20 protein-coding genes are annotated in these 25,389 nt (G+C 35.6%); 6 read left to right on the forward strand and 14 right to left on the reverse strand.

The window, feature by feature from the left end:
- Positions 1-157: 157 nt before the first annotated feature.
- The 5 genes from ASE40_RS01240 to ASE40_RS01260 form a co-directional block, all read right to left on the reverse strand.
- The gene (locus ASE40_RS01240; protein WP_082586727.1) at positions 158-1,393 is read right to left on the reverse strand and encodes a sensor histidine kinase; all 1,236 of its coding nucleotides are present in this window, start codon (positions 1,391-1,393) and stop codon (positions 158-160) included.
- Between the two features lie 9 nt (positions 1,394-1,402).
- Positions 1,403-7,768: a HAMP domain-containing protein gene (locus ASE40_RS01245; RefSeq protein ID WP_082586728.1), complete on the reverse strand. Its 6,366-nt coding sequence runs from the start codon at positions 7,766-7,768 to the stop codon at positions 1,403-1,405.
- Between the two features lie 59 nt (positions 7,769-7,827).
- Entirely contained in the window at positions 7,828-8,262 is a 435-nt protein-coding gene (locus ASE40_RS01250; protein WP_057114995.1) for a response regulator, read from the reverse strand.
- Positions 8,259-9,710 carry a sensor histidine kinase gene (locus ASE40_RS01255; RefSeq protein WP_082586729.1) on the reverse strand — a complete coding sequence of 484 codons (1,452 nt, stop codon included), beginning with the start codon at positions 9,708-9,710 and terminating at the stop codon, positions 8,259-8,261. Before ASE40_RS01255 ends, ASE40_RS01250 begins: the two co-directional genes overlap by 4 nt.
- 111 nt (positions 9,711-9,821) lie before the next feature.
- Positions 9,822-10,199, reverse strand: coding sequence for a response regulator (locus tag ASE40_RS01260; RefSeq protein WP_057114997.1), 378 nt, complete (start codon positions 10,197-10,199; stop codon positions 9,822-9,824).
- A gap of 518 nt (positions 10,200-10,717) precedes the next feature.
- Between ASE40_RS01260 and ASE40_RS01265 the strand changes: the two genes are divergently transcribed.
- A complete protein-coding gene (locus ASE40_RS01265) occupies positions 10,718-11,095 on the forward strand; it encodes a nuclear transport factor 2 family protein (RefSeq protein WP_057114998.1) in 378 nt (125 codons plus the stop codon).
- A 94-nt stretch (positions 11,096-11,189) separates the two neighbouring features.
- On the opposite strand, the gene ASE40_RS01270 is transcribed toward ASE40_RS01265, so the two are convergent.
- Positions 11,190-11,822: a DNA-3-methyladenine glycosylase gene (locus ASE40_RS01270; protein WP_057114999.1), complete on the reverse strand. Its 633-nt coding sequence runs from the start codon at positions 11,820-11,822 to the stop codon at positions 11,190-11,192.
- 285 nt (positions 11,823-12,107) lie between these two features.
- Here ASE40_RS01270 and egtD point away from each other — a divergent pair, with 285 nt between their 5' ends.
- Both egtD and egtB read left to right on the forward strand, forming a co-directional pair.
- Complete coding sequence (gene egtD, locus ASE40_RS01275; RefSeq protein WP_057115000.1) at positions 12,108-13,100, forward strand: L-histidine N(alpha)-methyltransferase; 993 nt, start codon at positions 12,108-12,110, stop codon at positions 13,098-13,100.
- 11 nt (positions 13,101-13,111) lie between these two features.
- On the forward strand, positions 13,112-14,293 hold the full coding sequence (gene egtB / locus ASE40_RS01280; protein ID WP_057115042.1) for an ergothioneine biosynthesis protein EgtB: 1,182 nt from the start codon (positions 13,112-13,114) through the stop codon (positions 14,291-14,293).
- A 53-nt stretch (positions 14,294-14,346) separates the two neighbouring features.
- On the opposite strand, the gene ASE40_RS01285 is transcribed toward egtB, so the two are convergent.
- Positions 14,347-15,333, reverse strand: coding sequence for an SDR family NAD(P)-dependent oxidoreductase (locus tag ASE40_RS01285; RefSeq protein WP_241774307.1), 987 nt, complete (start codon positions 15,331-15,333; stop codon positions 14,347-14,349).
- 309 nt (positions 15,334-15,642) lie between these two features.
- On the opposite strand from ASE40_RS01285, the gene ASE40_RS01290 reads away from it, so the two are divergent.
- Positions 15,643-16,659 carry an aldo/keto reductase gene (locus ASE40_RS01290; protein ID WP_057115002.1) on the forward strand — a complete coding sequence of 339 codons (1,017 nt, stop codon included), beginning with the start codon at positions 15,643-15,645 and terminating at the stop codon, positions 16,657-16,659.
- 185 nt (positions 16,660-16,844) lie between these two features.
- Entirely contained in the window at positions 16,845-17,204 is a 360-nt protein-coding gene (locus tag ASE40_RS01295; protein ID WP_057115003.1) for a hypothetical protein, read from the forward strand.
- A gap of 49 nt (positions 17,205-17,253) precedes the next feature.
- Here the strand turns inward: ASE40_RS01295 and ASE40_RS01300 are convergent, their stop codons facing one another.
- The 4 genes from ASE40_RS01300 to ASE40_RS01315 all read right to left on the reverse strand — a co-directional run bounded on the left by ASE40_RS01300 (position 17,254) and on the right by ASE40_RS01315 (position 22,657).
- Positions 17,254-17,778 (reverse strand): PPC domain-containing DNA-binding protein, encoded by a 525-nt coding sequence (locus tag ASE40_RS01300; RefSeq protein WP_057115004.1) that lies wholly within the window; start codon positions 17,776-17,778, stop codon positions 17,254-17,256.
- A 16-nt stretch (positions 17,779-17,794) separates the two neighbouring features.
- Positions 17,795-19,327, reverse strand: a complete 1,533-nt coding sequence (locus tag ASE40_RS01305; protein WP_057115005.1) for a glycosyl hydrolase family 32 — start codon at positions 19,325-19,327, stop codon at positions 17,795-17,797.
- A 77-nt stretch (positions 19,328-19,404) separates the two neighbouring features.
- Entirely contained in the window at positions 19,405-21,585 is a 2,181-nt protein-coding gene (locus ASE40_RS01310; protein WP_057115006.1) for an HAD-IIB family hydrolase, read from the reverse strand.
- Positions 21,586-21,757: 172 nt separating this feature from the next.
- A complete protein-coding gene (locus ASE40_RS01315; protein ID WP_057115007.1) occupies positions 21,758-22,657 on the reverse strand; it encodes a carbohydrate kinase family protein in 900 nt (299 codons plus the stop codon).
- Positions 22,658-22,953: 296 nt separating this feature from the next.
- On the opposite strand from ASE40_RS01315, the gene ASE40_RS01320 reads away from it, so the two are divergent.
- Positions 22,954-23,202: a hypothetical protein gene (locus tag ASE40_RS01320; RefSeq protein ID WP_057115008.1), complete on the forward strand. Its 249-nt coding sequence runs from the start codon at positions 22,954-22,956 to the stop codon at positions 23,200-23,202.
- Between the two features lie 100 nt (positions 23,203-23,302).
- On the opposite strand, the gene ASE40_RS01325 is transcribed toward ASE40_RS01320, so the two are convergent.
- The 3 genes from ASE40_RS01325 to ASE40_RS22465 all read right to left on the reverse strand — a co-directional run bounded on the left by ASE40_RS01325 (position 23,303) and on the right by ASE40_RS22465 (position 25,192).
- Positions 23,303-24,112 carry an SDR family NAD(P)-dependent oxidoreductase gene (locus ASE40_RS01325; RefSeq protein ID WP_057115009.1) on the reverse strand — a complete coding sequence of 270 codons (810 nt, stop codon included), beginning with the start codon at positions 24,110-24,112 and terminating at the stop codon, positions 23,303-23,305.
- A 67-nt stretch (positions 24,113-24,179) separates the two neighbouring features.
- Entirely contained in the window at positions 24,180-24,767 is a 588-nt protein-coding gene (locus ASE40_RS01330) for a TetR/AcrR family transcriptional regulator (RefSeq protein ID WP_057115010.1), read from the reverse strand.
- 296 nt (positions 24,768-25,063) lie between these two features.
- Positions 25,064-25,192 carry a hypothetical protein gene (locus ASE40_RS22465; RefSeq protein WP_262487353.1) on the reverse strand — a complete coding sequence of 43 codons (129 nt, stop codon included), beginning with the start codon at positions 25,190-25,192 and terminating at the stop codon, positions 25,064-25,066.
- Positions 25,193-25,389 lie beyond the last annotated feature (197 nt).

Genomic DNA, 25,389 nt, shown 5'->3' on the forward strand with positions numbered 1-25,389 from the left:
CCCTGTTTCTAATCGAAACAGGGTTTTTTCGTTTTTATTGGTTTTATTTTAAACAGCCAATAAAGATTTCTTGATATTCTCATTATTGCAATATTGGCTGTATCTACACTATTTTAATCCTTTGTATAATGAAAAGTAAATGCTCTGAAAGATAGAATTATTGAGGAATATAAATGTGAAAAGTGGCTCCTTCCATATGTTTTCCTGTCGCTGTAATTATTCCGTTATGATTGTCTACTATCTTTTTCACAATAGCCAGTCCTATTCCGGTTCCATCGTAATCATCTCTGCTGTGCAGTCTTTGAAAAACACCAAATATTTTCTCGCTGTGCTGGGAATCAAAACCAATCCCATTATCTTTAAAAGCAATGTGACAGTAGTTTTGCTCGGGCTGTAACTTTTCATTTTCTAATTCCTGTCCAGAAAGCAGACGGCTTTTAATTTCAATGGTAAGAGGAATATCTTTCTGTGAAAATTTTAAAGCATTATTGGTTAGGTTTTCCAGCAGTTGTACAAATAAAAATGGGATAATATAAATCTTACCATGTAGTTCAGTTGTAATGACAGCTTTTTTATCCTTGATGTTTTCAGAGAGAGCTTCTTTCACATTTTCAATAATGACGCTTAGGTCTGTATGTTCATAAATGTGCTCCGTAGTGCTTGCTTGTGAGAATACTAGTAAATCGTTAATTAGATTTCGCATGCGGTTGGCTGCATATAAAATCCTGTCAAATTTTGATTTTCCATCTTCGCTCAAATTCGAATATTCTTTTGTAAGAATCATGTTGGAAAAAGTCTGGATTTTTCGCAGCGGTTCCTGAAGATCATGGCTGGAAATCTGAGTAAATGCATCCAGTTCCGCATTCTTCTGTTTTAATTCTGCCGCATATTTTTCAATAGCTGCATACTGTTGAGCTAATTTTTCGTTAGCTTTTACAATTTTGTGATTTAAGGCAGCTGTTTCTTCTTCCTTAAGCTGCAGTTCCTTATTCTTTTTATACAATTCGGTAAAAACTAAAACTTTGGCTTTAAGAATTTCTGAAGAAAGCGGTTTAATCATATAATCCACAGCTCCAGATTGGTATCCTTTGAAAATATAGTCGGAAGTATCCATATTAGCTGTTAGAAAGATAATAGGAACATGCTTAAGTTTATCACTTTGGCGTATGAGCTCGGCTGTTTCAAAACCGTCCATAAGCGGCATCTGCACATCCATGAGGATAATGGCAAAATCTTGGTTTTTTAGGAGTATTCTTAAAGCATCTTTACCTGAAGAAGCTTCTACAAATTCATATCCCTGACCAGCCAGAATGACTTGAAGAGAAAGTAGGTTTTCTTTCTTGTCATCGACTATTAATATTTTTACGGGATGTTTTTCCATGAGGCTTTCCATATTAAAATATTATTTTAGCCATACTCTCATCAGTGAAGACAGCTGTTCTACATTGACAGGTTTGGTAATGTAGTCAGAAGCTCCAGATTCAATACATCGTTGTCTGTCTCCTTTCATGGCTTTAGCAGTGACTGCAATAATAGTCAGATCTTTATGTCTAGGATTTCTTCGAATAATTTTCATAGTTTCATAACCATCAAGTTCGGGCATCATGATATCCATTAGTACAATATCGATAGTTTCGTTTCCGTTTAGTATTTCAACCGCCTCGTGACCACTTTCGGCGCTTATAACATCCAGTCCAAATCGTTCCAGTGCTGTAGTAAGGGCAAAAAGGTTTCGAACATCGTCATCTACCAAAAGTACTTTTTTATTTAGTAGTACATCTTCTTTTAAGTAAAACGTTTCAATACGCTTTTTCATATCTTCAGGCAGTTCTTTATGCACACGATGCATGAAAAGAGCAGTCTGGTCCACAAGCTCATCCATTGAAACAGCACTTTTGCTAATAATACTATGGGCAAAACGGCCGAGTTTACTGCGCTGTTTTTTGCTTAGATCACCAGCTGAATGGACAATAATTGCTGTTTCCTGTCCGCTGATATTGTTTTCAAGATCGCTGATGAGATCTAGTCCGTCTGCATCAGGAAGAACAAGATCTAGTATAATACAGTCGAAAGATTTTGTCTCAATAAGCTCCACTGCCTGTTTTGCTGTCAAAGCAGTATCAATTGAAATATCGTCTCCCTGTACCGCTTTAATTATACGGTCCAGTTCCGCTGGATTGTCATCTACAATAAGCAGGTTTTTTTGTGCATTATTTTTGAAATTCTGAATATCATTAAAAAGTGAGGTTAGAATATCATTTTTTACAGGTTTGACTAGAAAGTTTCTGGCACCTCGTTTGAGTCCTTTGTTTCTTTCATCTTCTCCCGAGATAATATATACGGGAATGTGGCGCAGGGTAAAATCAGTTTTTAATCTGTCTAGAATTTTCCAGCCGCTGGTATCGGGCATATTAAGATCCATTGTAATGGCATGAGGCTGGAAGTGATTGATATAATCCACCACGTCATTACCTCTTGTGGTTACAATAGCTTTAATATTGTGCTGATGAGCTCTCTCAAGAAGAATTTTAGCAAAAGTTTCATTATCCTCTGCGATCAGCAGCACTTTGTCTTCTGGTTTGATAGAAGTCCTGTCATCACCAATTTCGTCTGCAAAATACAGATCAGTATCTGATGATTTAAAACTCGAAGATGGAAGTGATTTTAAACGGCTCTTTCCAGCATGAAGCACACTTGTTTCTTCATTGACTGTAATATCTTCGATTTCTGGAATATGGACAAATTTTAAAGGTAGAAATAAAGTGAATTTACTTCCAATGTTGGTGTCACTTTCCAGTTCTATGCTTCCTCCCAGTAGGTCAGAAAGTCCTCGGCTGATTGATAATCCAAGACCTGTTCCTCCATACTTACGGCTTGTAGAACCTTCTGCCTGTTGAAAGGCTTCAAAAATAATATTCTGTTTTTCTTTAGAGATTCCAATTCCAGTATCTGATATTTCAAAAGCTACGACAGCTTCGGCATTATCCAGACTGCTGCTTTTAGCTTTCCAATTATGTTCTGCCTTGTAAATGTTTAGTTTAACAGATCCTTTTTCAGTGAATTTAAAAGAGTTGGATAAAAGATTTTTCAGAATTTGGTTTAAACGTTGTGAATCAGTTTCCATAATTTCAGGAAGATTTTCATCCATTTTGATTTCAAAATTAAGATGTTTGGCTTCTGAAATAGGGTTGAAGGTAGAAGCTACAAAACGGCTTATTTCCTCAAAGCTAATCGGGTTGTAATCCACAGAAATATACCCTGACTCAATTTTAGAAAGATCTAGGATGTCATTAATCAGCTGAATAAGGTCATCTCCACAAGAGTTAATGGTTTTCGCAAACTGAATTTGTTTTTCGGATAAATTCCCGTCTCGGTTCGCAATTAGTTCATTAGCTAGAATCTGTAAACTGTTCAAAGGAGTACGAAGTTCGTGAGACATATTGGCCAAGAACTCGGATTTGTATTTTGAAGTAAGCGTCAGCTGATCGGCTTTTTCCTCAAGTGCTTTACGGGCAACCTCGACTTCTTGGTTTTTAAGTTCTACTTCTTCTTTCTGATTGGCCAATAATATTGCTTTTTCCTCTAATTCTTCGTTGGTATTTTTAAGTACTTCCTGCTGACTTTTAAGCTCGCTGGCAAGTGATTGGGATTGTACCAAGAGCTCTTCAGTTCTTGAATTGGATTCGATGGTATTAATTACAATACCAATACTTTCTGTAAGTCCTTCAAGGAAATCCAAGTGTATCTGGCTGAAGGTATCAAGTGATGCCAATTCAATAACTGCTTTAAGTCTGCCTTCAAAGAGCACTGGAAGAATAATGACGTCTTTAGGTCTGGCATCGCCAAGTCCTGAATTTATTTTAATGTAGTCTTTCGGAACGTTGCTCAGTATTATTCTTTCTTTTTCTACTGCAACCTGGCCAATTAGACCTTCTCCCATACCGTATTGAGTAAGGGAATTTTTTCGTTTTATATAAGCGTAAGAAGCAATTAGGTTTAATTTAGAATCCATAAATTCTTCGCCTTCTTCTAAAATATAAAATAGACCATGCTGAGCGGTTACCACTGCAGCAAGTTCTGAAAGGATTTTTTTAGTAACTGCATTCAATTCTTTTTGACCCTGAAGCATTTGGGTAAACTTAGCCAAATTCGATTTCAGCCAGTCTTGTTCCTGATTACGTAAAGTAGTTGCTTTAAGATTAAAAATCATCTGATTAATAGTGTCTTTAAGTGCCTCAACTTCACCTTTTGCTTCAACACCAATAGTTCGTGTTAAATCTCCCTGTGTTACTGCCGATGCTACCTCAGAAATCGCACGTACCTGAGTGGTTAGATTCGCCGCTAACTGGTTTACATTTTCTGTTAAGTTTTTCCACGTTCCAGAAGCTCCTGGTACGTTTGCTTGTCCTCCCAGTTTTCCTTCGGCACCAACTTCACGCGCAACTGTTGTTACCTGATCTGAGAATGTGGCAAGCGTATCAATCATTTCGTTGATGGTATCGGTTAACTGTGCAACTTCACCTTTGGCATCAATGGATAATTTTTGTTTTAGATTTCCTTTTGCTACAGATGTTACCACTTTTGCGATTCCACGAACCTGACCTGTTAAGTTAGAAGCCATTACGTTAACCGAATCGGTTAAATCTTTCCATGTTCCCGCAACACCTTTTACTTCAGACTGTCCGCCCAGTTTTCCTTCGGTACCCACCTCACGCGCCACACGCGTAACTTCAGAAGCAAATGAATTTAACTGTTCTACCATCGTATTAAAGGTATTTTTCAAATCTAGAATTTCTCCTTTTACGTCAACGGTAATTTGTTTGGAAAGGTCACCATTTGCAACTGCTTTGGTTACATCGGCAATATTACGCACCTGACCGGTTAAGTTCGATGCCATCTGGTTAACCGAATCCGTTAAATCTTTCCATGTCCCAGCAACACCAGGCACGAATGCTTGTCCACCCAGTTTTCCGTCGGTACCCACCTCACGCGCCACACGAGTTACCTCAGAGGCGAAGGCACGAAGCTGATCCACCATTGTATTTACGGTTTCTTTCAATTGTAGAATTTCTCCACGAACGTCGGCCGTAATCTTTTTCGACATATCTCCGTTGGCTACGGCAATTGTTACTTCGGCAATATTACGAACCTGAGTCGTTAAGTTACCCGCCATCTGGTTCACCGAATCTGTTAAATCCTTCCATGTTCCGGCAACACCTGGTACATTCGCCTGACCTCCCAATTTTCCTTCGGTTCCTACCTCACGAGCCACACGAGTTACCTCAGAAGCAAATTCACGAAGCTGGTCCACCATTGTATTTAAGGTTTCTTTTAGCTGCAAAATTTCTCCACGAACGTCAACAGTAATTTTTCGGGACATATCTCCATTCGCCACTGCAATTGCCACATCGGCAATATTACGTACCTGAGCGGTAAGATTTCCTGCCATTTGGTTAACGGAATCTGTTAAATCTTTCCATGTTCCGGCAACTCCTGGTACGTTTGCTTGTCCTCCCAGTTTTCCTTCGGTTCCTACTTCTCGTGAAACCCTTGTTACCTCCGAAGCAAAGCCTCGAAGCTGATCCACCATGGTATTAATTGTATTTTTTAACTCTAAGATTTCTCCTTTTACATCAACCGTAATCTGAAGCGATAAATCTCCTTTTGCTACGGCTGTTGTTACTTCGGCAATATTACGCACTTGTCCAGTAAGGTTGGATGCCATTTGGTTTACCGAATCCGTTAAATCTTTCCAAGTTCCACCAACACCTTCAACCTGCGCTTGTCCTCCCAGTTTTCCTTCGGTACCAACTTCACGTGCCACACGAGTTACCTCAGAAGCGAAAGAGTTCAGCTGACCCACCATGGTATTAATTGTATTTTTTAACTCTAGGATTTCTCCTTTGGTATCAACCGTAATCTGGCGGGATAAATCTCCTTTTGCTACGGCTGTTGTTACCTCCGCAATATTACGTACTTGTCCGGTTAAGTTGGAAGCCATTTGGTTCACAGAATCAGTCAAATCTTTCCATGTTCCTCCGACACCTTTTACTTTCGCTTGACCGCCTAGTTTTCCTTCTGTACCCACCTCAAGTGCCACACGCGTAACCTCAGAAGAGAAAGAGTTCAGCTGATCCACCATTGTATTAATGGTTTTTTTCAACTCGAGGATTTCTCCCTCGGCTACAGCTGTAATTTTTTTCGAAAGGTCACCATTTGCCACGGCCGTTGTTACCTCTGCAATATTACGAACCTGTCCGGTAAGGTTAGATGCCATCTGGTTCACCGAATCGGTTAAATCTTTCCATGTTCCTCCGACACCTTTTACTTTTGCCTGACCTCCCAGTTTTCCTTCAGAACCTACCTCACGCGCCACACGAGTTACCTCGGCACCAAATGAGTTCAGCTGATCCACCATGGTATTGATGGTGTTTTTTAATTCCAGGATTTCTCCTTCAACGTTTACGGTAATTTTTTTAGATAAATCTCCTTTTGCCACTGCTGTTGTTACCTCGGCAATATTACGCACCTGACCTGTTAAGTTGGATGCCATTTGATTTACCGAATCGGTCAAATCTTTCCAAACTCCGCCGACCCCTCGTACTTTTGCCTGGCCGCCCAATTTTCCTTCGGAACCTACCTCACGAGCAACACGGGTTACTTCAGAAGAGAAAGAGTTCAGCTGATCCACCATCGTGTTAATGGTATCTTTAAGCTCCAGGATTTCTCCTTTTACGTCTACTGTAATTTTTTTAGATAAATCTCCTCTTGCTACGGCCGTTGTTACATCGGCAATATTACGTACCTGTCCGGTTAAGTTGGATGCCATCTGATTTACGGAATCCGTTAAATCTTTCCAAGTTCCGCCGACACCTTTTACTTGTGCTTGTCCGCCCAGTTTTCCTTCGGTTCCTACCTCACGCGCCACACGAGTTACCTCAGAAGAAAAAGAGTTCAGCTGATCTACCATGGTATTGATAGTATTTTTTAATTCTAAGATTTCCCCTTTTACGTCAACGGTAATTTTTTTAGACAAATCTCCTTTTGCTACCGCAGTGGTTACATCTGCAATATTACGTACCTGACCCGTTAAGTTACTCGCCATTTTATTTACAGAGTCTGTCAAATCTTTCCATACACCGCCCACACCGCGTACTTTTGCCTGTCCTCCCAGTTTTCCATCAGTTCCCACCTCACGGGCTACACGGGTAACCTCCATAGAGAATAGGTTCAGCTGTTTTACCATCCCGTTTACCTCTTTGGCAATTCTAAGGAATTCTCCTTGAAGTGGATTTCCTTCAATGGATAAAGGCATTTCCTGTGATAAATTTCCTTTTGCAACAGAGGTAATTACGTGTGCAATTTCAATTGTTGGATGCACCAGATCAGAGATCAGTGTATTAACAGAATCCACGCAGGAACTCCACGAACCGCGTGCACCGTCTAGAACGACACGATTCGTTAATTTTCCTTGTTTACCAATGCTTTTTCCAACTTTCTGAAATTCGAATACCATTCGTTCATTCAGATCAATTATTTCATTTAAAGTGTCGCAGATTGATCTTTTGATACCATTTTGATCGGTAGGAAAACGCTGCGAGAAATTACCGTTTTTTACTTTCATCAGAATTTTTAAAAACTCGGCATCGCTTAGCACGGATTCTTCGGACTGATCTTTGATCTTGGCGCTTTTTTTATCAGTTACCACGGGAAGTACAAGCAGTTCTTCGCCGCTGGATTTTTTTGTGACAGGTTTTGATTTTTTCATAATAGACGGTTCTTGGTTTGATTATTTTTTTGGTTTATGGGATGTGTAAAAGGAATGCTTTATACGCTTTCGTCCAATAATATTTTACGCAGATGAAACTGTACAAAAGCATCCATTGAATCAGGTCTTTTGGTATTGTCTGTATAATTGAGAGGCTTTATAATATAGCCTGATATTCCTAAATTTTCTGCATTGATGCGGTCATTACTTTCAGAGGAGGTAGTCATTATAAAAACTTTCAGGTCTTTTAATTTTTCATCTCCACGTATGATTTTAAGAAACTCTATTCCATTCATTCTTGGCATATTAATGTCCAAAAGAATTACATCAGGATAAAGGGCTTTACCAGCTTCACCACGTAGAAGATGCAACGCTTCAAGTCCGTTATAAGCCGTATGAAGCTCGTATTGGATTTCTAGTTTTTTTAATGAACGTTCTACAGATATAGTGTCCAGTTCATCATCTTCAATTAGTAAAATGGTGGGTGTTTTCATATTCTTTTATTATTTTTCCAAGTGAAAGTAAATGTTGTTCCTTCTCCCAATCGTGAGTGTACTTGTATGCTTTCTCCCTGATCGTCAATAATTTTTTTTACAATTGCCAGACCAACACCAGTGCTTTCCATTTCATTTTTTTCTCGGAGTGTTTGAAAGATTTCAAATATTTTCTTGTGATATTCGGGATCAATTCCAATTCCATAATCTTTTACGGAAAATTCGTAAACATCTAAAATTGTCAGGCAATCAATTTCAATACGGCCCTCGTTTGGTTTTGAATACTTAACGGCATTGCTGATTAAATTAGAAAATACCTGTTCAAGTTTAAGACGCTCGGTAAAAATTTCAGGCAGGTTACGCAATTCAACAGTAAAATCCCTCGGTACTATGGCTTGAGTGATTTCATTTACAAGTGCATTTGTATCAACTAATTCGGGAGCTGATTTCTGGTTGATGCGGGCATAGTCGAGCAGTCCGTTGATCAAAGCTTCCATGCGTTGAGTTCTTTTAGGTATGATGTTTAAATAATTGCGAAGAGCAGGAGAAATTTCCTCCGACAAGTCTTCTTCAATCCAGGTAATAACATTATAAATCCCACGCAGCGGCGCCTTTAGATCATGAGAAACCACATAAGCAAATTTATTAAGTTCTTCATTTTTGTTTTCTAGTTCCTGAATATTCTTCTCTAATTTTTGGGACATGATGTTTAAAGAGGAGGCTAAGGCGCTAAGCTCGTCGTTTTTAGAATCCCGAACTATGGTAAAACGACCTTTTGAAATGGTATCAGCAAGACGCACCATCGAATTAATGCGGTTGGTTATCATAATTACAATATAAGCAGTACTGCATATTCCAGCGAAAATAGTCAGGGACAAGAAAATCAAAGAATATGTTCTTGTCTTATGAAGGGAATGCAGCAGCATTTCACTATGATGTTTTCGAGTTTTATATTCTAACTTGTCAAATCTTTTAAATTTAGCTGTTATAGAATCATTAATATTCTTACCGACATGTTTTCGAAGTTTGGAGTCTAACAGTAACTGATAAGTTTCAGGGTTTTCCATTCTGGCGTTTATTATTTCAGCAGTATAGACAAGCCATGCATCATGAAGCACGGCTACTGAGTCCAAAATACGGCGCTGTGTTTCATTATCATCAATAAGTTTATGCTGTTGTTTGAAAAATAGCGGTACTTTTTCCAGTCCCTTGTAATAGGGGCGCAGAAAAGTGGTATCATTAGTAAGCAGGTAGCCCCTCAAAGCACTTTGCATTTCCAGTATAGCTCTATGGGTCTTGTTTGAGTTACGGATCACATCTTCTGATTTGGAGAGAAACTGTGAGTTGAGATGCACTTTACGAGATAAGCGGTAATTCGAATATGAATCTGCAACAGAAAGTAGTATGATCAGCGAAAACGCCAGAAGTATTTGTGTTGATAATTTCATTTTCCAACTGTTATAAAGCCCCGTAAATGGTCAGTTTCTTTAACGATAAAAATAGCGGGAAATATGCTGTTTCTGAAAATGAATACATTACCAATCTCAGGTGTAAATTTCTCACGCTGTATAATGGGCTAGAATTTTTTTCATTTCATCAAAGTCACTTGGTTTGGATATATATTCATCAGCCCCATAGTTTCTTGCTTTGCGTTTTATCTCTTCCATCTGTGAAGTAGAAAAAATAATAACTGGGATGTTTTTTATAATTTCCTGCTTTTTTATTTCAATTAAAAACTCAAAACCAGACATAATAGGCATATTCAAATCAAGGAATATTATATCAGGTTTAAGTTCTTTTAGAATCAATTTGTTAAGCGCTTCTACAGGATTATGCATAGAAGTATATCCCGCTTGAGATACTGCCTGGAGCGCTTCCATAAAAAATTCGCAGTCGTCAATATCGTCATCTATCTGCAGTATATTTTTATAATTCATTTTAGTTTGCTGTTAAATTAAAGTGCAATAATTAGGAAGCCTCATTAACCAAAGCTCGCTGTGCGAGCCGTTAAAGTATCGGTGAGTTAGAGAAGTATTTTGCATTCGTCTAATCTTCATTTTTAAATTTTGGGACAACCGGATTTAATTATGCTGTTAATTAACAAACAGTAAAAATTTTGAGTAATTTTTTTTCATATTAGATTTTTAGATGTATAGAATTTGGTAACTGAAAAGTAAAATTACGGCAACAATTAAATTTATATAATTTCAACTTCGATTTATATAATTAACATTTTAAATTGTTTTTTAATCAAATTTATACAACTAATAAGGTGGAATATTTTTATTAAATCCATTTCATTTAAAGAATTTACCTTGCTGTAAATTAACATCTACATATCTGAATTTTCTCGCTTTGAATGATCAAACTCCACATTAAATCTATGTTAAAAATGTAACGCATTTCGATTTTAGTTTGAACTTTGTATAACTGTTTAATTAATAATAAGATAGTCATGGAAAAGCAAATTATTGAACTGGAAAAAAAATATTGGCAGGGAATGGAAAATCACGATTATGAAACGGTGAAACAACTTACTCATTTTCCCTGTATAATCGCTGGAAAGAATGGTGTGCAAAGTGTAAATGAAGATAAGTTTAAAAAGATGTTTGAGTCAGGAGATGGAGATAAAATAAAAGTATTGAATATTTCTGATATTGAAGCGCAGTTACTTACTGAAAATACGGCGATAATAGCTTATTCAATAGAATTAGGAATAGCAGATGATACCAAAAAAAGTTCTATGAAATGTGCCTGTACTTCTACTTGGATTAAAGAAAATAATAATTGGGTTTGTGCGCTACATACAGAAGCTGAATTATCGCAGCAGTAAATTATTTTGTACAATAAAAAGTAATGAATTGTAAGAGCACTTCAAAATCCCGTATTATTTATTACGGGATTTTAATTATGAATAAGTGCTGCATTTAAATTTTATTTGGTTTGCTGACATATTTGTTTTCTTTAATGAAAAACCTCCACGGAAGCAAAGCATGGTCTTGAGCATAAGCTACGCCAACTCTCGGCGATGCAGCAATTTGTTCCTCATCATAACGGATGCCATGATCTTCAACCCATATTTCATCGCCGCCTAAATCTTTTTTATTAAAAGAGCGATCAATTCCTAAGGCTTTTGCTGCAGAGCCAGGTCCAGCCGAAATTGCGCCTTTTGAAGCAGACATTTTCCGTCTCTCTTCCATAATATCTTTTCCTATCAATGGTTCGATACCTCGTATTAAAACGGCATGTGGTTCGCCTTCAACAGAACTTACAATATTAAACAAGTGATGAATTCCATAACAGAGATAAACATAAGAAATACCGCCTTGGCTGTAAAGTGTTTCTGTTCTATCAGTTCTTCGTCCGCCATATGCGTGAGAAGCTTTATCATGTACACCAAAATAGGCTTCTGTTTCAACAATTATTCCAGCAGTTATTTTTCCATCGATTTGAGTAAAAAGTACTTTTCCCAAAAGATCTTTCGCAAGGAAAATAACATCTTGGTTTAGAAAATAAGAAAATGGCAGTTTAATAGGAGTTGTGAAAGATAATTTAGTCATTCTAGGTTTTTCATTTATCATTAAAGAAAGTAAAAATTACGGAGAATTTTTGGATCAAGTATTAGGTGGTATAAAATAATTGTAATTGAATTTTTAAGGATTAGTAAAATATAATGTCTGTCACAGCTACTAATGATGGTTGCTGCAGTTTTTTTAAGTTAAGATTCTGTTTAATAAAGAACTTATCAAACATGAATAAAACGTACCTTTAAGTAAGAAAAAGTTACAGTTATAATATCTCTAATTAAATGGGGAATTATTTTCTGTCAAAAAAATGCGATACATATGAAATTATTTGAAACAGCTATAAAAGAAAATATAGAAACAGAAGAACAAAATAAAAATAATTTTCTTCAGGATGTAATTGCTGGTTTACGGCAGCATCCAAAACATCTCCAGTCAAAATATTTTTATGATCAACGTGGCGACACACTTTTTCAGGAAATTATGAACTTACCTGAATATTATTTGACTCGCTGTGAAATGGATATTTTTGAAAATAAAACTGCTGAAATAGCGGCTGGTATTAATGCAGCTCAAACGCCATTTGATTTAATTGAATTAGGAGCAGGTGATGCATCAAAATCAATGCATTTGCTGCGATATCTAAAAAATGAACTTACAGATTTTAGATACATGCCAATTGATATATCAGGAAATATACTTTCGGTTTTAGATGAAAAATTGAAGAAAAATATACCAGGCCTAGATATTTTATGTCTTGAAGGAGAATATTTTGACATGCTGTACAAAGCTGCACAACTTTCCTCTCGTAGAAAAGTGATATTGTTTTTAGGAAGTAATATCGGCAATATGGAGCTAGAAGAAGCCTATCGTTTTTGTTTTGAACTGAGAAAGAATCTCAATAAAGGCGATATAGTTATGATTGGCTTTGACTTAAAAAAAGAACCTAATACAATTCTTAATGCATACAATGATGCAAAAGGAGTAACAGCTTCCTTTAACCTTAATCTGCTTGAGCGTATTAATAAAGAGCTGAAAGCTGATTTTAAGGTGGATAAATTTGAGCATTATGAAACTTATGATCCTCTTAGCGGCGCGTGCAGAAGTTATCTAATTAGTCTTGAAGATCAGAAGGTTTCTATTGACGACGCTGTATTTCATTTTGCCGAAAATGAGGCGGTTTATATGGAGGTTTCACAGAAATTCTCTATTGAAGATACCGAGAAAATGGCCGCACAGTCGGGATTTACACAGGTTTATAGCATTAAGGATAGCAAGGAGTGGTTTGTCGATGCGTTTTGGAAAGCCGTTTAAAAGCAATAATTATGGAACAGACAGCACAAAAAAATGATGCGCTATTAATTTTATCGCAGTACAAAAAAATACGCAGACATTCTGAGACAATATGCCGTCCACTTGAAATAGAGGATTATGTAGTACAGCCTATTGCAGATGTGAGTCCGCCCAAATGGCATTTAGGACATACAACTTGGTTTTTTGAGACTTTTATTCTTATTCCGAATTTTCAAGGATATAAAGAATTCAATCCACAGTACAACTTTGTTTTTAACAGCTATTATGAAACTGTAGGAGCCAGAGTAGTGCGTACAGACCGTGGTAATCTAAGCCGTCCGTCGGTTGCCGATATATATGCATACCGAGCTCATGTCGATGAACAGATGGAAGCTTATTTAAATCACGATAATGATCTTTCAGACGAGCTTTACGCTGTTTTAGAATTAGGTTTGAACCACGAACAGCAGCATCAAGAACTTCTATTAACCGACATTAAATATATTTTAGGGCACAATCCACTTTTTCCTGTCTATAAAGAAATGGAAGAAGTTATTGTAAAAAGAGAAGAATCTCGATTTATTGCGATGCCAGAGGATATTTATGAAATAGGATTTAATGGAACAGGTTTTAGTTTTGACAACGAATCTGGAAGGCATAAAAAATATTTAGGAGCTTTTGAAATTGCGTCATCGCTTGTAACGAATGAGGAATATCTCCAGTTTATGGAAGAGGGTGGTTACGAAAATTTTAAATACTGGCATTCAGAAGGCTGGGACTGGGTTATGCAGCAAAATGCAAAAGCACCACTTTACTGGCATTCTATTGATGGTAAATGGCAGCACTATACTTTGAGCGGATTGCAGGATATTGATCCACTTGATCTAGTCTGCCATGTGAATTTTTATGAAGCTTCGGCGTTTGCAGCATGGAAGGGTATGAGACTGCCTACAGAAGAAGAATGGGAAGCAGCGTCTAGTTATTTTAATTGGGGTGAAAGATGGGAATGGACAGGAAGCGCCTATCTTCCTTATCCTAGGTATAAGAAAGAAGCAGGTGCGATTGGTGAGTATAACGGTAAATTTATGGTCAATCAGATGGTTTTAAGAGGAGCTTCAATCGCTACTCCACAAGGTCACAGCCGTTCGTCCTATCGTAATTTTTTCCACCCAAAACACCAATGGCAATTTTCAGGAATTCGTCTGGTAAAATAGAAAGTTATTTATAATAATATTTTTTTGCCGAAAACATACAAGCTCGTCAATTTTTACAGCTTTTTACTCACTAACAGTAAAGCTGTAGTTATACCTAATCCTGCAAGCAGTCCTAAACCGAAGTTATGAGTAGTTTTTGACGGAAGTTTTCCATGAACTCGAAGAGGTTCTTTAGAGTTTTCCAAAACATTTCCAGGATTATTTTCCTTATTGTCGTTAAGCTTCATTTTTAACCTTACGGCTGCAGATGCTGTATTAATCACAGTTTTTGGAAAAACTCGATAAAGGTTTGTTATTGCCGCAGCGGGAAAATCGGGAAACATATCTTTTTTTGGATGTTTTGCTAGTTCTACCATTTTAGCTGCGGTATTACGCGGATCAGAAGCAATAAATGGAATTTTCATATCAAAACCCGAGTATTTTGCTGAATGCAGATTTCCAGTTGAATTTTGTAACTGAGGATATAGATTACAGATGTGGATATTTGAACGGTTTGATATTTCACCTTGGAGACATTCCATCATACCTTTTATTCCAAATTTTGAAGCAGAATACACAGCGCTATAAGGTGCAGGCATAAATCCACCAATAGATATGTTATTAATTAAAATTCCTTCATCTTGATTCTTAAAAATTTTAATGACATTATAAGCCCCATGCATGTATCCGAACAAATTGGTTTTAATGACCTGCTGATGAATTTCTAAAGGAATTTCTTCAAATTTTCCGCTTGCCATCACTCCGGCATTATTTACCCATATATCAATTTTACCATTTATGGCAAGGGCTTCTTTAACGACTTTCTCAACATCTTCAGCAATTGACATGTCTGCACTTACACCAACACACAAAACATTTAAACTTCGGCAATAGTCCACAACTTCATTAATGCCTTTCTGACCTCTGGCAACTGCAATAATATTACAACCCTCTCTTGCGAATGCTTCTGCTGCAGCCCGGCCAACACCACTGCTTGCTCCAGTTATAACTACATTTTTTCCTTTAAGACTGTTTTCAAGTATTTTAATATCTTCCATCATCTTTATTATTTTAAGTTGATAATTATTATTGTCCTATAACATTTATTTAAGTTACTAAAAATAATTTTTGGAGTGTTAAGCTTTAAGAAAACTTTAATTTACAGAAGATTAGTTCAGTTATGTTTGAATTGTCTCTTTTTTTATACGACGAGTATTTATTGCTGTTAATAATGTAATCTTCGAATTGTAATTCTATATTATAAAAACCAAGATTTAGCAGAAATTTGTAAATCATTCATCATTCGATGTATGAGCACTAATCTTTTTCTGTCTGTACGTTCATTCAGAATTTTTTAAAATAAAACTGCTATGGAACAAAATAATAACCAAAACAAACGTTATCGTCCCTTAAGTTTATCAGGACTGGGCGGAGTCGCAGCGGGAAACGGATTTCATGAAAATCCCGATACTAGTATTACGCAAGCCTTGGAAGAGGCATGGAATAATGGTGTACGTTATTTTGACACTTCACCTTGGTATGGCTTAGGACTTAGTGAACGCCGCTTCGGGCATTTCCTTAGAAATAAAAAACGTGAAGAATTTACTCTTTCCACAAAAGTAGGCCGTTTGCTTACTCCAGACAAAGATTTCAAATTAGAAAATGGTTTGTGGAAAGGAAAACTTAATTTTTCTTATCGTTACGATTATTCCGCAGAAGGAATTAGAAGAAGTATCGAAGATAGTTTGCAGCGCTTAGGCCTGCCGTATTTAGATATTGTTTATATACACGATCTCTCTCCAGATAACGAAGATATGAAGGAAAACTGGACAAAGTACTTTGATGAAGCCATGAAAGGAGCAATTCCGGAACTAACCAAAATGCGTGAAGAAGGTATTATAAAGGCCTGGGGTTTTGGTGTAAATACTCTTGAACCAGCATTGAAAGCAATTGAGCATGCAGATCCCGATATTTTCCTTTCAGCAACACAGTATTCATTAATTAAGCACGAAGAGGCATTAAACAAATTGTTTCCTCTATGTGAAGAAAGAGATATTTCTATAGTTGTAGGTGCTCCGCTAAATGCTGGCTTTCTGGCAGGTGTTGAACGATACGATTATTTGGGAACATTCCCTGACGGTGTAATTGAAAAGAGAAACAGACTGCTTGATATATCTATAAAACATGACGTTGATCTACGTACAGCTGCGCTTCAGTTTTCGGCAGCACCTAATGTTGTTTCTGCGGTTATTCCGGGAGCCTGGAATGCAGAACAGGTTTTTGAAAATGCCAATTCTTTCAAGAAATCAATTCCTACAGCATTTTGGGAAGAGCTAAAACATGAAAAACTGATTGCAGAAAATGCTCCTGTGCCTAATGATAAATAAAATGTAAATTTCCAGAGGGGGGACTTAAGACAATTTTTTTAATGCTGAATAATTTATAGTAAGTATGAAAAGTGCAAACAATACAGAGTCTTAGCTTAGATAGATTTTTGTTTTTATTAATTTTTTTTTTGCTGTAATTTTGTGTCATATTTATGCCTCAAAGGTGTAAATCATTATAATAACAAATGACTATACAAGATTTAGCAGGTAAATATTCCATTTCTGGAAGTAATCAAGATGAGAGTAACGAGATAACCTACAAGGGTATTTTAACCTTGACACTAGATAAAAATAATAGAATTGCAGCGCATTGGCTTATTAACGATTCGCAGATTCAAAAAGGACATGGCTTTTTTAAGGATAATATTTTAGTAATTAATTTTAGTTACAAAGGAGATGATAAGAAAACTTATAAAGGTGTTGCAGTTTATAGATGCATTACCAAAGATGTCTTAAATGGATTTTGGTCGGAAAAACACGGAAATCCGCTATATTTGGGAGCAGAAAATTGTTTAAGAATAGAAAGTACCGAAAGATTAAATTAAATCTCGTAGAAAATCCAAACTAAATGTAGATATTAGATTTTCATTATCTTTATTTCAAGCAAGGTAACTGCAAAACATTCGCATTCAACGGCTGTTCTATTTTTCTTTCCAGCTTTTCATCATTTACGGTAATATAAATTTCCATCGAACCAGTTCCCACTTTTAGAGCAAGGATGTGACCTCCATAAGCATCAAATTTGTCATCGGTTGCAACTCCGTGCATGTGTATCGATGATTTGTTTTCACTCCAGGCAATAGAACCAGTAATACTTCCCATTTCTACTTTATTGAAAGTTTTTGGATGAAATTTCTTTTCTCCAAAATCATAAAAACCAAAAGTAGCATCTTGGGCAAAACCAATTCCTGTAAAATTTGCTGATGGAATTTTTTGTTCTTTTGCCAGATTTTCAATTTGAGAAAGAACATTATCGCCTTCGCGAAGAACCATTAAATAGCCATAATTTGTTTTGGTATAACGACATTTTTGAGTGTCATTACTTTGCTGCGCTTGTGATAAATTAAAAGCCAGACAAAAAAATATTCCAGGAATAATTCTCTTTATTTTAGTTTTCATAATCGTAAATTTTAAGTTAATTGGTATTTGTACGCGTATCTAACTGCATAATTCTATTATAATCTTCGTTATATTTTTCCGGATCTGAAGCCGCATATTCATTTTCTGGTTCTGGAATTACATGAATTTGTGAATCACTTATAGAGATTACTGCCGAACACACATAAATTCCAACTTTTCCTTCGTTGTATTTAAAATCCAACAAAGTTAATTTGACAATATCATTAATTGAAAGTTCATAGTAATTTCCGTAACGAATAATCTTAAAATAGATTTGTTTCTCTTCTCCAATTTCAAATTGATTGGTTTGAATATTTTCGAAGATAAAATTGTTCTTCACATCTTTTTCATTAAATCCCCACGCTCTAAACTGAACAAAGCCATTCATAAAATCAATCGAAATATAATATCCTGTTCCTTCTTTGTCACATTCAATTACAAAGCCGGTTTTTCCCATTCCTTCAACAGCAAGAGTTCCTTCCCAGACAAAATCGCTTGAAGGTTTTTCGAAACCATAAATTTCGTAACCGCTTCGACAGCCAAAGCGCCATTTATTTTCATTCTCTAAAACAAATTCGGCGGTTGGATTTCCTAAAATAGGCAAGGGATGAGGGAGATCTTTTTGTAGAATGGTCTTTTGATAAAGTTTTTCCCAGTAATAATAGCTTTTTAAAAGAAGTCTTCCGCTTTTATCAATATCTAATTCTTTGGGCGGCGGGATAACACGGTGTGTGTTCACATTTCCGTCAGCGAAATAAAAATTATAGACCAAAAAGTGTTTACCATCTTTTACAACACGTGCGGCATAATTTCCTTGTGGCAGCAATACATTATTATGAAAAGCAAAATATTCGCCTTTAAATTCAGGAGCAGACCAATAACGGACTTTAATATCTTCTCTAATAGATCCTAAAAGATAGTGCATTCCCTTGATTTCGAAAACGCATGGGCATTCCACATCGTCATAAACGTATGGAATATGAAGCGGTTTTTGCAACACATATCCGTCTTTTTCTCTCTTGGCAACGCCAATGCAACCTCGGCGATATATTGGCCCAGAGGCACTTCTAGCACATATTAAGAGATAATCTTCACCTTTATATTGATATTTAAAAGGATCTCGAAAACTAATCCATTCTCGCGGATTATTATTTTTTCCTTCATAATGCGGTGCTTCGCTTTTAAACGGAAGTCCGTATAAGTTTTCCTTTTTCCAAGTAATTAAATCGGCAGAAATTGCTCGGCCAACTTTCTGTTCAATTCCTTTATCTTGACGTTTTAAGCCTGTATAATACATTTCATAGCCATCACCTTCCGATTTTTTACTGACATGCATAGTCCATAACATATCATCATCCCATTCTCCTGGATCGCCTACAAATAAGGCGTTTTTTACCCTTTTCCACGAAAGACCGTCTTTTGATACTGCATGAGCAATATAATCGTGATTTGGAATAATTAAATGAAATAAATGGTGAATTCCTTTTTCATCTATAAATACATCAACATCTCCAATTTCCCAACTACTAAACCCTGAACCTGAATACATTTTATTACTTATTTAATCTGTTAGTATTTTTTTTTTTNTCTATGTTTCTATATATTTATTATTAAATAACCAGCCTGTTATTTAATGATTTTATAATGTTTCAATCCTTCTAAAATCCCTTCAGATGCTGCAGTTTTAGCTACGTAAATGCTTTTTGTTGTCTCGTAATCTGCCAGCTCGGCACTTCTGTTTCCAACAATAATTCCTTTTACAGGACCTCTAAACATATCTACATCATTTCCTGAATCTCCTGCCGCAATGACATTTGACAACGGAATAGACCACTTACGGCATAGAAATTTGATAGCATTTCCTTTAGAAGCTCTTTTCGGAATAAAATCCAAAAACTGACCGTGACTCGGAATTATATTTACTTTGTACCAGCCCGTTCCTAAAACGCGGATTAGTTCTTCATGATCGTAGTTTTCCTTTTCATAGTAAAAAGAAATTTTATAAGGATTCTGAGCTTCTTCTTCCTGTAATTTGATCCATTTAACAGAGCTTAATCTGTTTACAATGTCATCTCTTTTCCATCGTCCTGCTAAAAATTTTGCCCAGCCTTTGTCAAGAATATAATCTTTGCCGTTCGTATAATAAATTTCTGTTCCAACAGAGCAGATAATAAAGTCGGGGAGAGGAAATTCTTCTTCGTCAATTACTTTTTTGACCAAATCTAAATTTCGTCCAGAAGCCATTGCAAAAGCCATTTTATCAGTACGATTGATAAGATGTGTTTTTAATTCCTTTAAACCAGGATTGGCAAGTTTAGGTTCGATAAGAGTTCCGTCAATATCTGAAACTAATAAATGATCGATTTTTCTTTTTAAACGGCTGATATTAATATTAGGATAGTGCTGTTTTTTAATTCCAGCTCCAGAAGAAAGCGATAAATTTTCATTAATCAATTCAACATATTGATTGACGTGGCTTACCCAGCTGTAATGTTTTTGAATATTGATGGCGCCATTATTAGAATAATATTTCCATTGATTTTCATCGGTTAAAATATTTCGAAGTGCTTTTTTAATTTGATTTTCTTCCTGCGGATCTACTAATTCTCCATTTTGGCAGACAGGAATAATTTCTGATGGTCCTCCGTTTTTGGTAACAACTACCGGAAGTCCCGAACTTGCTGATTCAATAACGGTCAAGCCGAAATTTTCATGCAAAGCCAAATTCACAAAAACACCTCTTTTTTCTGCGGCATATCGATAAATAATAGAAACTTCATTCTCGACATCATGCTTTTTAGGAATGGCCATTTTTCCGTACAAATCGTATTTATCCATTAGCAGAAGCAAGTCAGTCAAAACGTTTTTTTCAGATTCAGGCATTTTGGCTATATCTTTTCGGATACCAGCAAAAATCACCAAATTGGCAATGCTTTGGAGCTCTTTGTCTTTTCCGTAAACTTCAATTAACGTATTCAAGTTTTTATGACGGTCAGGTCTTGAAAGTGCCAGAATAATAGGCTTATGCGGATTAGTAAGAAATTTTGAAATGCTTTCTGAAACCCAGTATTTTCGCTGTATTTCTTCCATATTTTTTTCAGAATCACCTTCTTGAAAATAATACGGAACAAATTTTCTTGTATCTATTCCTGGAGAAATCGCATGGTATTTTCCTAATTCGAAATTTTTGTAAGCTTTATAAGTTTCAATTTCCTGTTCGGTTGAAGTAACAATAAATTCGGAAAGTTCTAAGGTTCTTTCTTCAGCCGCCATTCTTGCTTTAAATTTGAATTTCTTTTCAAGATCTTCCTCAATTTGTCCGCTTTCTAATAATTTTTTCTTTTTGTAGAAACCTAATGAATGTCCTGTATGAGCAAAAGGAATATTTAAAATTGCTGATAATTCTGCAGCAGCATATCCGGCATCGGCATAATGAGAATGCAGCCAGTCGGGAAAAATGTTGTACTGTTTAATATGTTGTACAACGCCATTTACAAAAGTGTCCAAACCTTCCCAAAGTTGTTCTTTTGCCTTGTATTTTTTTCCTAAAAACGGAATTCGTCTGATATCTAATTTTTCGTTGATAATTTCAACTGGAACTGCGTATTCGGGAGAAAGAGAAGGATCGTCAATTAATCTTGTAAAAAGGTGAACATGCTCTACATCTTCATGTTGTGATAAAAATTCTGCTAATTCGTAAATGTATTTGGTTTGTCCTCCATTATCAGCATCTCGTCCTATTTCAAGACCAGAACCTTTTAGGAGTCCGTGAATATTTATAAGAGAAATTCGTAATTTTTTCATCATTCTTCATTATTGTTTGAATCGCCAAGTTACTATGCTCATGCTGATTTAGTAGAAATAATTACAGCTTTAATTTACATATTTCCCATGTTTTCCGTGCATTTTCTAATGTTATAACTATAAAAAAGCCCGATATTGAGATATCGGGCTTATATTAATAAATTTTAATTTAGTGCTAATTTTTATTTATTAAATCGTCAATAGCCACTAACGGAATTTCAGGGTTTGCACCATCCAATCCTGCTACTAAGGCTCCTGTAGCACAAGCAAAATTTAAAGCTTCCTGCGGTTCTTTGCCAGTTAAAAGAGAAGTCACTAAAGCGCCTAAGAAAGAATCTCCAGCACCAACAGTGTCGGCCACTTTAATGGTATAACCAGAATTTGAATAAAGATTTTTGTCCCATAATAATAATGCTCCGTCTTTACCTTTTGTTACACATATAGCTTTTGCATTAGTCAAAGAACAAATAAAATTCATGTTTTCTTCTAAAGTATGAAAAGGAGAATCTAAAGCCTGGCTAATTTCTGTTATTTCTTCATCATTAAACTTTATAAAATCCGCAGACTGCATTAGTTGCTGGAGAATCTCGTATGTGTAATGGGGCTTTCTTAAGTTAACATCAAAAACTTTATAAGTATTCGTAATTAATAATTCTTCAAGCGCTTGTCTGGAGACCTCATCTCTGCAGACTAAACTTCCGTAGATTAAAACGTCTGCATCTTGAACTAATTTTCTAGCCGTATCATTTGGAATAATTTTATCCCATGCAGACGGATATAGAATTTCATAAGTCGCAGATTTACTTTCGTCTAAAGTTACATTCACTAATCCTGTTGGAAAATCGTCTGATGTTAAAATCGTATCTGTATCTAATCCCAGTCTTTTTACCTCAGCAATAATCGCTTCTCCATCCATATCGTTGCCGACACAGCTTATCATATTTACATCAGCTCCTAATGATTTCATTCGAAGTGCAACATTAAGCGGAGCGCCACCGATTTTTTTTTCATTTCCAAAAATATCCCACAATACTTCTCCGAAAGCGACAGCTTTAAGTTTTTTGTTGTTAATCATTATAAGTTTTCTTTTTGTAAATTATAGGCTATTTGGATTTTGCCCTATTTTATAAAAATAAGAAAGAATAAAGGTTTGTGCAAATACTACTCTTGCCTAAAAAATGTTAAAAATGATTTAGATGCTATAAATGGAAATTTAAATAGGCCATTTTCGATTTTATTTGTTAAAATAATAATGTTCATAAACTGTTGATAAATAATACATTGCGAACTGTGTTAAAGTATTATTTCCAGTCATTAATTATTATAAATTTATAATTGAATGACAGCTAATTACTGTGAAAATTTTTAAATATGGGAAAAGCTATACAATTACAGGTTCGTAAAGAGCTGAACGGAAGACAACAGTTCAATATTATTAAATTAAAAGGCAGTTTAATCTCTAAAGGATACACTGAAATTATACATATCAGTGATCAAGATGATGAATTTCATATTAATTCATTTGAGACCAAAATGGAGGCAAGGGGAGAAGTGCAGGAATTCATTCAGGATTTTATTATGAAAGAAGACTTGGCTAATACCATTAGTGTATTAAGATAATAGCCGTTAAGTCATATAGTTCATAATTTTAATTTAAATGAGAAATACAGCAAGAAAGACAGTTCGCCAGAACTGTCTTTCTTGCTATAAAAGAGATTTTTTAACCGTGTGCTTCAACAGAAACATTGTTCCATTTCTCCCAATTTTCTAATCTTTGTTCATAGCTCTGTTTTACAAATGGCAACGCTATTTTTCCAAGTAATAATCGTAAAGGAGGATTTTCGTTTTCGACTAATTTTACAATTATAGGAGCTGTTGCTTCAACTTTTCCGAATATATTTTCTGATGCCGCCATAGCTTTTTTAATTTCATCATAAACAGGTAAACTTTCGCTGTTAATTCCAGTGTGCCAGATATTTGACGCGTATCCGTTTGGTTCTAGTATCGTTACTTTGATTCCGAATTGTTTTACTTCCGAAGCTAAAGTTTCACTTAAACCTTCAATAGCAAATTTTGAAGCGCTGTAAAGTCCCATTGTGGCTGGTAAAGTTGCCAATCCTAAAATAGAAGAAACTTGAATAATATGCCCGCTTTTTTGCTCTCTCATAATAGGTAAAACGGCTTGTGTTAACCACAAAGTTCCAAAAAAGTTAGTTTCAAATTGTTCTCTTGCTTCCTGTTCACTAGCTTCTTCAACCGCGCCGGTAAGTGCGTAGCCTGCGTTGTTTATTAAAACGTCAATTGTTCCAAAATGCTGTTTTACTTTTTGTATTACTTGAAGAGATTCCTCTCTATTATTTACATCCAATTGTAAAGGTAGAATCGTATTCCCGTATTTTTCTTTTAAATCGTTTAAAGTATCTAGATTTCTAGCAGTTGCTGCTACATTGTATCCTTTAGCTAAAAAAGCTTCTGTCCAAGTTCTTCCAAATCCTTTTGAAGCTCCTGTAATTAAAATTGTTTTTGACATGGTAATTGTTTTTATAATTAATTAATTGAAAAATGTGACTGATCGGTCATTTTTATGGTAAAAAAAATTATATCGAGTTTTCAGATATAATTTTTTTAAGTGTTTCTTCTATTGTTTTCATATTATCATTATTGCCAGACATGCGCGACATTAAATGACCGCCTTCAAGCATGGCAAAAAGCACAGTGGCAAATTCTGATCCTTTCCATTTTGGATTAAATTCTCCATCAGCAATTCCTTTTTCTATAATAGCAGATAAAAGCTGTTGTCCTCGTTTAATGCCTGTGTTCACTTTTTCTTTTACAATCGGATTAGTATCGTCAGCTTCCGTTCCAAAATTTAATAACGGACAGCCGCCGCTAACAGGTGGATTAAGTGGATTGCTGAAAAAATCGATATAAGCAAAAAGCTGTTCTTTGGCACTTTTTCCCTGACTTAATTGCGCCTGAAGTTTTGTGCTTAATATTTTCATATTGTGGTCTACGGCAGCGCAGGCCAAAACATCTTTATTTTCAAAATGAACATACATACTTCCTTTAGACAATTTGGTTGCCTCCATGATATCGCTCATAGAAGTAGCTGCAATTCCTTTTGTATTAAAAATAGGAGCGGCTTTTTCTATAATAAATTGTTTGGTTTCTTCCCCTTTTGTCATGATAGGTTGTATTTAATGATGCAAATATATGACCGATTGGTCATATATACAAGTATTTATGAGATTAATTTTTTAATTATTTGGTTTTAAGGTTTTTATTGAGAGTTGTTTTAAGTAAAAATTGCTTAAATCACTGGACTTAACGCAGTTTTTTATCAATTTAATTCGCTCGATCTCTTTCGCCTTCATTTCCAAAACCACGATCTAATTTATTAGATTCATTGGTTGTACATTATTCCAAAAGATAAATAAAAGTTACTGATGGAAATCAGATTTTAATGAAAAGTGGCAAGGCTTTACAAGGCTTCCAAAATAAGAAGGTCTGCTCTCGACACGGCCGCAAAAGCCATTAAAAGATAGCTTACGCAAGCTCCAACCATTGCAGTATCTGGTAGATAATCCAAATCACGGATATATGTCGACATTCCTATGAGCAGAACCTTCTTCTTTAATTTTAAGTTTTAATCGAAATTTGTTTTGAAATGTTTTTAAGCTTTTTAATTTGGACAGGGTAAATATATTAGAATCATTTTTTTCAAAACATGATTCTAATCATGCTGTTAGATATTTATTTTTTTATTTTTTGCCTAACTTTTATCGATTATATAAAATAATAAAGCTG

It is taken from the genome of Flavobacterium sp. Root935 (assembly GCF_001429295.1).
Classification (GTDB): Bacteria; Bacteroidota; Bacteroidia; order Flavobacteriales; family Flavobacteriaceae; genus Flavobacterium.